This window comes from Mariniphaga sediminis (assembly GCF_003573545.1).
GTDB classification, from domain to species: domain Bacteria; phylum Bacteroidota; class Bacteroidia; order Bacteroidales; family Prolixibacteraceae; genus Mariniphaga; species Mariniphaga sediminis.
The window spans coordinates 1-13072 of record NZ_QWET01000003.1 but is presented as its reverse complement, the minus strand read 5'-3'; the positions used below and the strand labels follow the sequence as shown (position 1 = coordinate 13072).

Sequence of the window (13072 nt, the reverse complement as noted above, 5' to 3'; positions counted from 1 at the left end):
AAACGTAACTTTGCCTCTCGCATTTAAAAGATTAATTGTTAATCTGATAGAAAATAAAAAATGACAAATACAATCAAAGTAGGAATATCACATGGCGATATTAACGGGATTAGTTACGAGGTTATTATGAAAACCTTACTCGACCCGCGCATCCTGGAAATGTGTACGCCCATTATTTACGGGTCACCCAAAGTAGCGGCTTATCACCGGAAAGCGCTGAACATCAACAATCTCAGTCTAAACCACATACGAAACCCAAAAGAAGCCGGTCCCAATCGCGCCCATGTGCTTAACTGCATTGACGACGATGTACGGGTAGAACTGGGAAAATCAACCCCTATGGCAGGCGAAGCCTCTTTTATGGCGCTTGACAAGGCAGTTACCGATCTGCATGAAGGTTTGATTGATGTGCTGGTTACCGCTCCCATTAATAAAGACAATATCCAGAGTGAAAAATTCAACTTTCCCGGGCACACCGAATTTTTAGCCCAGCGATTTAATGCAGGCAACTTTTTAATGCTGATGGTAAGTGAAACGATGAAAGTCGGGCTGGTAACCACTCATTTGCCCCTTTCACAGGTAGCTGATCACATTACAAAGGAGGTTATTTTATCGAAGCTGCGAATTATTTCACAGTCGCTGCAGCAGGATTTTGCCATTACCCGGCCACGTATTGCAGTGTTTGGATTGAACCCGCATGCCGGCGATAATGGTTTGCTTGGAAATGAAGAAAATGAAATCATTCTGCCAGCCATTGTGGAGGCCAAAAAGGAAGGTATTATTGCTTTGGGACCATATCCCGCCGACGGTTTCTTCGGTTCAGAAAACTACCGGCGATTTGATGCCATCCTGGCCATGTATCATGATCAGGGGCTCATTCCGTTTAAGCTGGCTTCGTTTGAACGGGGAGTGAATTACACGGCCGGGTTACCCGTTGTCCGCACCTCGCCTGCCCACGGAACAGCCTATGCATTGGCCGGGGAAGGTAAAGCTTCTCCTGATTCATTCCGTCAGGCACTCTATCTGGCACTCGACATTTACAAAAACCGACAAATCCATGAAGAAATTTCCAGAAACCCGCTGAAAAAATATGACATTACTTCCAACCAGGAAGATGAGAGCGTTGACATTGAAGCCGAAGACGAACAAAATTATTAATCCGATTTTCCATGTACGAATTTATACGGGGAACTATTGCCGGACTGAACCCGGCAAGCGCAGTGGTTGAAGCCGGTGGAATTGGTTTTTTTGTAAATATTTCACTGAATACTTACACCAAAATTAACGACAAAAAGGAAGTCAACCTTCTCATTCACCAGGTTGTGCGCGAAGATGCCCACATTTTATATGGATTTGCAGAGAAACGCGAACGGGATCTGTTCCGGAATCTCATCTCGGTAAGTGGTGTCGGCGCCAGTACTGCGATTATGATGCTTTCGTCTTTGGAGCCCGATGAAATAGTGGCTGCCATTACTTCCGGGAATGCCGAAACATTAAAGGCAGTGAAAGGGATTGGTGCAAAAACAGCCCAGCGTATCATCATCGATTTAAAAGATAAATTCGGGAAACTGGCGGACAGCGGGCAAATTTTAATTTCACCAGACAATACTCTGCAAAATGAATCGTTATCTGCATTAGTCACACTGGGTTTTACAAGGAAAGATGCAGAAAAAGTTGTGTCGAAAATTATCCGGGATAAACCGGACGCAACAGTGCAGAGTGTGATAAAACAGGCATTAAAAAGGTTATAAATTCAGGAATGGCCCGCTTTTTACGAGAATTATTCTTTACTATCCTTATTGCTTCCCTGCTAACTTATGGGGGAAGAAGTTTTGCAGCATCCGATTATTTGGAGTACCAACCCATTGTGCAACTCCCTGATTCGGTTGTAATTGACACCACCGGATCGTTACCGTTCCCGTTTAAAGATCAGCCTGCCTTTGGTACCCCTTCGCAGGACTCAACCAAACTTTACCTGAATAAACCGAGTAACATCAATTTTGAAATTGAATACGATGCCGAAACCGGACAATACGTCTTCTACGAAAAAATAGGCCGGTTAAACTACCGTCTGCCACAAGCCATGACCCTGGACGATTACATCGATTATGATTTTGATAAGTCGATCAGGGATTACTGGAAACAGCGCAGCAGGTTGCAGGACATGGACGAACGCGGTTCACTCATTCCCAAACTCACTATCGGAGGAGAAGCGTTTAACCGGGTTTTTGGTGGCAACACGGTCAACATTCAACCACAGGGTTATGTGGAAGTTAGTTTTGGCTACCAGGTAAATACCACTGAAAACACGGCCATTCCCGAACGTTTACGAAGGGTGCCCACTTTTGATTTTGATCAAAAGATCCAGATGAACGTAATGGGCCAGATCGGTACCAAAATGAACATGCGGGTGAATTACAATACCGAGGCCACCTTTGATTACGAAAATAAAATGAACCTGGAATACACCGGAGATGAAGATGAAATCCTCAAACGGATTGAAGCCGGTAATGTATCTCTTCCACTAAACGGTACACTCATCACAGGAGCTTCCAACCTGTTTGGGGTAAAGGCCGAAATGCAGTTCGGAAGGTTGACGCTCACCACACTATTTTCGCAACATAAAGGCGAATCGCAAACAGTGGAAACAGAAGGAGGTGCCCAAATTACCAATTTCGAAATTTCAGTGGCCGACTACGATGCGAACCGCCACTTCTTCCTCTCTCAATATTTCCGCGACAATTACGACCGGTGGCTCCAAAATACCGCCGTTCCCACATCGCCTATCAACATCAACAAAATTGAAATCTGGGTAACCAACAAATCCAACAATTTTGAAGAATCGCGTAATATCATTGCGTTCCAGGATCTTGGGGAACACAATCCACATATTTACAACAACATTGCCGCATTCCAGGAAACACCAGGAATGCCTTATCCTGAAAACATATTCCCGCTCAACAATGCCAACGGCCTTTATTACGAAATGGCAAATACTTACAGCGATATCCGGAGCACCGAGAATATCACTTCGGTAATGGCCCAGTTTAGCCCCGGGTTTACCGGAGGGCAGGATTACGAAAAGATTGAACAGGCGCGGAAACTCTCCCCGTCAGAGTACACCGTAAACGAGCGACTCGGCTATATTTCACTGAACACATCCCTCAACGCAGATGAAGTGCTGGCAGTTGCCTTTAGTTATACTTCGAACGGCAAAATTTTCCAGGTGGGTGAATTTTCAACCGATGGGATTACTGCGCCCCAAACGCTGATCCTGAAATTGCTGAAAGGGACAAACCTGTCGCCGAACCTTCCCACCTGGGACCTGATGATGAAAAACATTTACAACCTGGATGCCTACCAGCTTACCAACGATGATTTTATTCTGAATATCGTTTACCAAAACGATTCTACCGGAACGTACATTAACTACCTTCCGGAAGGAAGAATCAATGGAAATATACTGCTGGAGGTAATGAACTTAGACAAGTTAAACAAGCAACTTGACCCATACAAAGACGGTTTGTTTGACTACATTGAAGGGCTTACGGTGCACTCAAACCGGGGACGGATTATTTTTCCGGTGGTGGAGCCATTTGGCAGTCACCTGGCCAAAGCTATTCAGGATCCGGTACTCATTGAAAAATATACTTTCCAGTCATTGTACGACTCCATCCAGGTGTATGCCGAGCAGGATGCGGAACATAATAAGTTCCGATTGTCAGGGAGTTACAAAGGAGCTTCCGGTTCCGATATTGCCCTGGGAACCTTAAACCTGACCCAGGGTTCGGTAAAAGTTACTGCCGGAGGGCGCGAACTGACTGAAAATGTAGACTATACGGTGGACTACACTCTGGGTCGTGTAAAAATTATAAACCAGGCATTGCTTGAAGCGGGCACCCCTATCCAGGTTTCGACCGAAAGCGAAGACCTCTTTACCATGCAGCGGAAAACATTGCTTGGAGCACATGCCAACTATGCTTTTTCCGATAATTTTAACCTCGGCGCCACAGCGCTCTACATGCAGGAACGCCCCCTGACACAGAAAGTGGATTACGGGGAAGATCCTATTTCAAACCTGATGATGGGAATGGATGCACGTTGGTCGACCGAAAGTATGTTGCTGACCAAGGCAGTAGATGCTCTGCCGTTTTACAGTACCAATACTCCGTCTACAATTGACATGGAAGCGGAAGTTGCCCGGTTGATTCCGGGACACTCCAGGGTAATTGAGAAAAGTGGAAATGCCTATATCGACGATTTTGAAGGAACCAAAACAACCATCGATCTGAAAGCAAGGCAGGCATGGGTAATGGCAAGTACCCCGCAGAACCAAAACAATCTTTTCCCGGAAGGAAACCTTACCAATGACAGGAGCCAGGGTTTTAACCGGGCCAAGTTAGCCTGGTACATCATTGATCCGCTCTTTTTGAGAAATAACAGCCTCACTCCCGATCATATCAGGAATAACCCGAATCTGCAGTCTAACCACTTCGTTCGCGAGGTGTACGAAAAAGAAATTTTCCCTGCCAAAGAATCGCCGGTTGGAGAGCCCACCAACATCCCGGTTTTCGACCTGGCTTTTTATCCGGAGGAACGCGGCCCGTATAACTATGACACCTCTCCTACCGGTTTCTCTGCCGGGGTAAACCCTGACGGGACCCTGGCAAATCCGGAATCAAGGTGGGGTGGAATTATGCGGGAAATCGAAACCAGTGACTTTGAAACTTCCAACATCGAATTTATCGAATTCTGGATGATGGATCCTTTTGTATATGATACATTGAGTACCCATGATGGCGGACAACTCTATTTCAACCTCGGCGATATTTCTGAAGATATTTTAAGGGATGGCAGAAAATCGTTCGAACAGGGTCTGCCAACTACCGAAGAAGTTACAAATGTAGACACTACTATCTGGGGACGGGTTTCCACTCTCCAGTCACTGGTAAATGCCTTTGTAAACGACGACCAGTCAAGAAAACACCAGGATATTGGCCTCGACGGCCTGAATGATGAAGATGAACAGTCATTTTACGAAGAGTACCTGAATGAACTTCGCAACCTGGTTTACGACGATGTGTTTGAAAAATATTTTAACGACCCTTCCTCCGATAATTTCCATTATTACCGTGGCTCCGATTATGACCAGCAGGAAGTAGGAATTCTTGAGCGATATAAAGAGTATAATGGCCCTGACGGAAACTCGCCCACCACTGAGATATCCCCGGAACCTTACCTGACGGCTGCATCCTCCATTCCCAATATGGAAGACATTAACGGCGACAATACGCTGAATGAAAACGAACGATATTATCAATACAGGGTCAATATCCGGAAAGAGGATATGCAACTGGGACAAAACTATATTACCGATATAAAAGAGAGCCGGGTCCAGTTAAAAAACGGCCAGATAGGAGAGGTGAAATGGTTTCAGTTTAAAATACCGGTTCGTAATCCCAACCAGGTGGTTGGAAACATCCGCGACTTTAAGTCAATCCGGTTTTTAAGAATGTATTTACGCGGTTTTGAAGATCCGGTGATTTTGCGTTTTGCCACCCTTGATTTGGTTCGGGCCGACTGGCGCCGCTACACCCGTCCCATTGGCGAATCTGACGCTGTATCGCCCAATGCCACTTTCGATGTATCCGCTGTAAACATCGAAGAAAACGGCAGTCGTTCGCCGGTGAACTACATTCTGCCTCCCGGGATTGACCGCGTAATCGATCCCGCCAACCCGCAGCTTCGCCAGTTAAACGAACAGTCGATGGTATTAAAGGTAAACGAACTGGAACAGGGTGACGCCCGTGCTGCATATAAAGCGCTTTACATGGACTTCAGAAGATATAAACGGCTGAAATTAGAAGTGCATGCTGAAGAAATGGAGAATTACCCGCTGGAGGACGATGAATTGCACTTCTTTATCCGCCTGGGTTCCGATTACAATTACAACTACTACGAATACGAAGTCCCCTTAAAATTGACCCCGCCACATAATGGAGGTTTGTATAGAAACGACATTGAAAGCGATCGGTATATTGTATGGCCTGATGAAAACAGGCTTGATATTCCGCTCGAAATTTTTACCAACCTCAAACTTGACCGAAATGCAACAATGCGAATGGCAGGCTCCACTTTGGGCATTCAGGATATTTATGAAGATGTCCACCGCGGCTGGAATAAAGATAAAAACCGGGTAAAAATAAAGGGAAGCCCCAACCTGGGGAATGTGCAGGTGATAATGATGGGTATCCGCAATAAGAGAGGACAACTTAATACCGGATCCAAGTCGGTGGAAGTGTGGGTGAATGAAATGCGGCTTTCCGATTTCGATGAAAGCGGAGGTTGGGCTGCCAATGCAAGGGTTACCACACGGCTGGCCGACCTGGGGAGCATTACCGTTGCCGGACGTACCCGTTCTGCCGGGTTTGGCAGCATCAGTCAAAATATCAACAGCCGTTCGCTGGACGACTTAAATGAAATAGATGTAGCCACCTCTATCGATCTGGGCCGCTTCTTCCCTGAAAAAGCAGGTGTCAGGCTGCCCCTGTATTACGGCTATTCACGCAGTGTACGTACTCCCAAATACAATCCGCTGGAACCGGACATCGAACTGGACAAGTCGCTGGAAAGGGCTGAATCGGATCAAATACGCGATTCCATCAAACACATCTCACAGGATTTGGTTACCCGAAAAAGCATCAACTTTACCAATGTAAGGGTAGAACCACAACGCCAAAAAACCAAGGCACATATCTGGGATCCGGAAAATTTTGCAGTGTCTTATGCGTACAACGAAATTTTTAAACGCAATGTAAACACTGAATTTAACCTCGACAAAACTTACCGGGGTATGTTTTCATACAATTACAGCAGCCGTCCGAAAATTGTGGAACCATTCGGGAAGGTTAACCTGTTACAAAAGGGGCCGTTGAAGCTACTGGGCGATTTTAACTTTTATCCGTTGCCCACGCAGATTTCGTATCGCACAGACCTTACGCGCCGCTACCACGAAACGCAAACCCGGAATATTACCAATCCTGAATTTATCCTTCCTGCTACTTATGAAAAGGATTTTCTGTGGAACCGGTTTTTTGATCTCAGGTATGATCTGACCCGCTCCATCAAATTTGATTTCTCGTCGCGGTCTACCTCGCGTATTGACGAGCCTGAAGGCCGAATAAATAAAAATATGGACGACTATCAGATGAAACGCGATTCCATCCTTAACAACCTGTGGAACCTTGGAAGGCCAACGTTATATAACCACAATGTAAACATTTCTTATACCCTTCCTCTCAACCGGATTAAAATGTTCAATTTTATTACTTCCACGGTACGTTATCAGGGAACTTACGACTGGCAGGCAGGTCCCATGACCGCCGACACCATCCGGTTGGGTAACCGAGTACAGAATTCCCGGAATATGCAGTTCACCGGAAGTGTCAATTTGCAAAGCCTCTACAATAAAGTTCCGTATTTCCAGCAACTGAACCAAAAGTTCCGCAGAACCGGTGGAAGTCGTTACAGCCTGAACCGACAATCGGGCGGGCGCACAGGAAGGCAGCAGACACAAGAGCAGCAGCAACCGCAAAAAAAAGCCGAACAAACATACTCAACCGAAATTACGCTTACATCCGGACAGCCGCAAACGATTAGCCACAAGCTGAATACCCGGAAAGTAAGGGTATTGGCGACCAGAGAAAACGGAGAACCTGTTCGGGGAAGTATAAATATTACTGATGTCAACAATATTGAATTTACAGCCCGTGCCGACAGCGGGAAGGCCCGAATTAGTGTTAAAGGAGTGCCGGGCGACCAAACCCTTTTCAAAGACATTCTTGACCTGACCACCCGAATGCTTATCGGTGTGCGTACTATTTCGGTTAATTACAGCCTGAATGGAGGTACCGTTTTACCAGGGTATTTGCCCGAGCCAAGACTTTTTGGCGCCGGAACTTACTATCCGGAGATGAATATGTTTGAACGTGACTTTGGAGCCAGTTTTGCTCCCGGGTTACCATTCCTGGCAGGCTGGCAGGATTACAACTTCGCCCGGAAGGCCGCATCCAAAGGATGGATTACGACCGATTCCACCCTGAATTCGCCTTATCTTTTTACCAAAAACGAGCGTTTCAACATCCGGGCTACCGTAGAACCCTTGCCTGACCTGCGCATCGATATTACTGCCGACCGGTCGTTTTCAAAAAATGTAAACGAGTTCTACAACTATGATCCGGGGAGTGGTGACTTCACTCCCAACAGCTTTTCCGAAAGCGGAAACTTCAGTATGTCAACCCTTACCTGGGGAACCGCCTTCTTTGCGATGGGGAAAGAAGAAGTGCACCAGTCGGAAGCATTTGAGAACTTTAAAGAATACAGACGTATTATTGCCCACCGTCTTGCGAACCGGCGTAATCCCAACAATGGTTTTGGTTACGACCCGAGTGCGCCACACCCGGATGACCCGAGATATCCGGATGGCTATGGGCCCAACTCGGTGGAAGTTATGGTTCCGGCATTCCTGGCTGCTTACCAGGGTAAAGATCCGGAAACCGTTTCGCTGGGCCTCTTCCCTTCCATAAAATTTATTCGCCCCAACTGGCGTATCCGGTACGAAGGGATGGTTTCGAAAATACCTGGGTTGAACCGCGTAATACGCTCCCTGAACTTTACACATGCATACCGTTCAAGCTACAATGTGGGTTCATTCATTACCAATCTGAGATATGCTGAGCAGGAAGACGGATTCAGTTACATACGCGATCTGGCTACCAACACCAACTTTATTGCTGCTTACGATTTTAACTCGGTAAGTATCATGGAAACTTTCAGCCCGCTTATCAATATAGATATAACCTGGCAGGGCGACCTGACCACGCGTGCTGAAATAAAACGGTCGCGTAACCTGACCCTTTCGTTTGCCAATAATCAGCTCACCGAAGTGCTGAGTAATGAATACACCATTGGAGCCGGCTACCGTTTCACCCAGATGGATTTGATTATTAAAACAAAAAATTCACAACAAGCTTACTCCAACGACCTTAATTTGAGGGCTGATATTTCATACCGGAAAAATAAAACTGTGTTACGTAAAATTGTGGAAGAGGATAATCAGATTACTGCCGGACAAAGCGCTTTTACTATTAAAACGTACGCGGATTATATGCTAAGCGACCGGTTCCAGCTTCGTGTCTTTTTTGACAAGGTGTTGAACAACCCGTTTACGCAACTTTCGTTCCCAACATCAAATACAAACTTTGGGGTAAGTTTCCGGTTTACATTGGCACAATAATGCCCGGTGTCATTGAGGTATCAGGTTACGGTAATGTTCATAATTTCCGATTACCCTGTCTACAAAGTTGAAGGCCTCTTCTCCGCGGCAATATCCCCAGCGGACTACGGGGTCTTCAAAATATTTTTCAGATGATTTGTACCTCAGGTAGTAGTCTACATTGTTCTCCCAAACATGGCTGTTCTTTCCGTATTTTTCTGCCAGCCGTTGTGCATCCTGCACATGTCCCAACCCAATGTTATAGGCGGCCAGTACAAACTTTATTCGTTCTGTCGAATCAGAAATGGAAGTAATTAGTTGCTTATCAAGCCAATTTAGAAGTAAGATTCCCCCCTCAATATTTTGTTGCGGATCGTAAATATCATTCACGCCAAGCGCCTCGGCGGTATTTGGCATGAGTTGCATCAGACCGTATGCCCCGCCCCAGGATTCAGCCTCAGGATTAAACCGGGACTCATGATACATTACAGAAGAAATCAGCCGCCAGTCCCACCCATATTTTACAGCTAGTTTTTTCACAACTGGATCGAACTCTGAGATTTTCCCCCCTGAAATGCTATGGTACTCACTGTTGAAACGCCCCGAAGTGCGTGGGCTTACAAAATAACGGTAATAAATCTGCCTGTACTTTTCGGTCTTTTCAAACTTTGTTATCCATCTGTTGAGATACTCCCGCCACTCTCCGGAGCCTTTTCTTACAGCCCAGGCAATGTTTTGAGGAAAACTGATTTTTAACGAAACATCTATATTGGGATAATAAGATTGATTCAGAATTGCCACATTTTCATCGCAAACGGTGTAATCAATTTCTCCCCGCGATACCATCGCTACAAGTTGTTCTACGCCATTAACCGAGTCTTTCACAATTTCAATAGGATAACCAATTTCATTGGAAAGGTGAGTCAACCTTCGGTAATAAGAAGTATTTTTTTGAACGTGAACTTTTTTACCCGCCAACCCTGTAGTAGATTTCAGAAATAATGAATCGGGTGTATTTTTTGAAGGTTTTCGTTGGACAATTACCTGCCGGGTTTGTTTTAATGGTTCGGTAAAATCTACCTCCAGGCTACGTGCCCGTGTAACGGTCAGATTTTTGGCAATTAAATCAAACTGCCCGCTTTTAAGCCCTTCAAATGTTTCCGTCATATCATTGCTGACAGTGATTTCAGCTTTTACCTCCAAATCATTGCACAAGGATTGAATCAGCTCATACTGATATCCCATCGGTCTTCCCCTGTAAACAAAATAGTTGGTAGAATTAAAGTCGATAACTACTCTTAAAATTCCGGTTTCCTGAATGTGTTGAAGATCGTTTCCCGCTTCCTTTTCCCGTTTTCTTTTACAGCCGACAGATGAGACAAAAAAAAGAACCACAAAAAAAAGAAACAAGGTTTTAACGGTTGACTTATATATTTCGGAATAAAACATCAATCGTAAAAAGTCCAGGCAACACCCAGTCTGAAAGTCATACGGTTCATGGGATACCCTGGTGTAGTGTAGTACTCTTTATTTATAAATTCAGTCCCTACATTCATCATTTTAAAAAATACCCTTGTTCGTTTCAGGCGTAAATTCACATACGCATCAATATACGGAAAATCGCCGATTTTTTCCTGATTCTGCAAATAGAAAAGACCAGTTGCCGGGTGGTAAGCATCAGCATAATACGCTGTATTGTACCGCATATCCACACCAAGCTGGGAAAATAAGACCTTGGATACCACAAACTGGAAATAGGTTGAAACAAAAGCAGAAAAGTCGGGTAAATGCAGTATTTCCTCATTGGATGCTTTTTGCCATAACAATCTCGTTCTGAAATGAAAATTACCAGCTTTAAAATCTTTGTCGGCAAAAGCAGATAAAACCAGTAATTGTCCTCCAAACTGTGAAGGAATTCCCAAAGTATCGTTGTAAATAAAATTATTTATAATGGCATAATTGGCACTCAATTCCAATTTCCGGGATGGAAAATTCAGGCTACCGTTCACTGTCATTCGCTGTTCCATTTTCAGGTCTTCATCCCAACGGATTCGATTGGAATAAAATTCCTCCTGAAAATAGTCAGGCTTCAAGTTTTCAATTCGTCCTTTCAGGTTTAATGAAGCCAGGGAATCTCCCAAAAACGGCAATGGTTTTGTCACCACACCCGAGAGCTCGGTTTGCCCCACATTCCTTCCAAGCAGATAAATACGGCCATCAAAATTCCATCTCCAGAAGTTACCTGTTTCCCGAAAGATACCTCCCCCGGCATAAACATTTGAATATTTATGGGTCCTATAATTATAAAATCCCAAAACAGGGCCGGGAGAAGAGGCTTTTACAAACTCCTGCCCCAAAAATGCACGTTTCCCAAAGCTGGTTTTTCTATCAGGGTTTTCATAATGTTTAAGCTGAACAATGTTTTTTATTCTCCTAAAACGAACGGAGTCTTTCGTATAGTCATCCCCGAAATAAGCATGTTCAAAAAAAGTATTGGTTGTATCTTCCTCGTCAATATATTCTTTCCTGTGATTTTGAAATTCAAAAGAGTACAGAATCCCTGCAAACGGTTTAAACTTCTTCTGGTTTACTAATTCCTCTTCCTCTGAATCTTCAGAATCGGTATCTTCAGGTATTACATCAATGTACCGTCCAAACCGGTACTCCCCTGTTGCAAAAATATATGTACTCGAAAACTCGGAACGAACAGAGGTAAGATTGACGTCAAGAAAGTCGGTATCCGGCTCACCCAACAGATCGGCATCTTCATGTAACCCTCCATTTTCATTATTCAAAATACTATTACTGATAAATCCGGTATGAATACTCCATTTATCTTTATTGTAACTTGAATAAAGCGTTACAAAATTATTTTTTGTACTCTGATTCTGGTATTGCCCGGCAGAACGCGCCTGATCGTACCGGAAAGTAAAATTAAGATACGGATTGACATTCTGGGTATGAAGGACATTGAACCGGGTTTCATTTTTCCGTGTCCGGTGTTCACTCTGTGTAAAATCAAGGACAGTATAGGGAGTGCGGGTATTGTAATAGCTAATAGCTCCCGGAGTCATTAAATAAGCGTCTCTCGTTCTCAGAAAAAAGAAATCATTATCCAGTTCTCTGTTAAAAAAATTATTATCCAGATAAGGAGAGCCATAATTCCCTACGTAAGAAGCTGTGAGCGTATTCTTATACACAGGATGGTAAATATGTGAGTAATCAAGCAAAGTATCTAACCGGACAGAATCTTTAAATGCACCAAACCCTTTTAATTCCCAAAGTTTAATGCCCGGTTCAACCTGCTTTTCAGGATTGTGTTGGGTTCCTTCGTCCTGCATCCCCTGAGGCCTTTGCCCCATCCTCATTTCCCGCTGTGTTTGTGAATAAACCGTACCGGGCAAAAGGGTCAAAACGACCAACAATAATTTTATACTTTTTAAAACGCGCATATCATTGTGCAAAAGCAAAGCAAAACTAAAAAAAGCAAGGGAATGATGGATAAAACTTAAAAACTTTTCATGAAAATTAACAGGATTTCATAAAAAAGCCCGTGCTCAAAAGAACACGGGCTTTGGATAAATCCGGCAGCGGCCTACTCTCCCACTTTTACGCAGTACCATCGGCGCTGGCGGGCTTAACTTCTCTGTTCGGAATGGGAAGAGGTGGTGCCCCGCCGCTATAGCTACCTTAATCTTTTAGAACCGCTTTGATTTCTTCTCCCTGGAAGAAATGCGGCCTGCAATACCTTTAGGCACGATGGGAAGAAAGGATTATTTGATTACAATATCAGGGTCC

Annotated in this window: 5 protein-coding genes and 1 rRNA gene; 3 read left to right on the top strand and 3 right to left on the bottom strand. The window is 44.5% G+C overall.

Features of this window, described 5'->3' with window-relative positions; all coding sequences use genetic code 11:
* Nucleotides 1-60 precede the first annotated feature (60 nt).
* The 3 genes from pdxA to sov are packed head-to-tail and all read left to right on the top strand — an operon-like array spanning nt 61 to nt 9295.
* Nucleotides 61-1158: a 4-hydroxythreonine-4-phosphate dehydrogenase PdxA gene (pdxA, locus tag D1164_RS04340; protein ID WP_119348733.1), complete on the top strand. Its 1098-nt coding sequence runs from the start codon at nt 61-63 to the stop codon at nt 1156-1158.
* 11 nt (nt 1159-1169) lie between these two features.
* Nucleotides 1170-1751, top strand: coding sequence for a Holliday junction branch migration protein RuvA (gene ruvA / locus D1164_RS04335; protein WP_119348732.1), 582 nt, complete (start codon nt 1170-1172; stop codon nt 1749-1751).
* Between the two features lie 8 nt (nt 1752-1759).
* Complete coding sequence (gene sov / locus D1164_RS04330) at nt 1760-9295, top strand: T9SS outer membrane translocon Sov/SprA (RefSeq protein ID WP_119348731.1); 7536 nt, start codon at nt 1760-1762, stop codon at nt 9293-9295.
* A 9-nt stretch (nt 9296-9304) separates the two neighbouring features.
* Here sov and D1164_RS04325 read toward each other — a convergent pair whose 3' ends face one another.
* The 3 genes from D1164_RS04325 to rrf form a co-directional block, all read right to left on the bottom strand.
* Nucleotides 9305-10684 carry an MltF family protein gene (locus D1164_RS04325; protein WP_241558252.1) on the bottom strand — a complete coding sequence of 460 codons (1380 nt, stop codon included), beginning with the start codon at nt 10682-10684 and terminating at the stop codon, nt 9305-9307.
* Between the two features lie 38 nt (nt 10685-10722).
* Nucleotides 10723-12699: a putative porin gene (locus tag D1164_RS04320; protein WP_172594334.1), complete on the bottom strand. Its 1977-nt coding sequence runs from the start codon at nt 12697-12699 to the stop codon at nt 10723-10725.
* 157 nt (nt 12700-12856) lie between these two features.
* A 5S ribosomal RNA gene (rrf, locus tag D1164_RS04315) occupies nt 12857-12967 on the bottom strand.
* Between the last annotated feature and the right edge of the window lie 105 nt (nt 12968-13072).

What these genes read in the sequence shown, in the direction of transcription:
- pdxA (WP_119348733.1), top strand. Translation starts at nt 61, where the DNA reads ATGACAAATACAATCAAAGTAGGAATATCACATGGCGATATTAACGGG.
- ruvA (WP_119348732.1), top strand. Translation starts at nt 1,170, where the DNA reads ATGTACGAATTTATACGGGGAACTATTGCCGGACTGAACCCGGCAAGC.
- sov (WP_119348731.1), top strand. Translation starts at nt 1,760, where the DNA reads ATGGCCCGCTTTTTACGAGAATTATTCTTTACTATCCTTATTGCTTCC.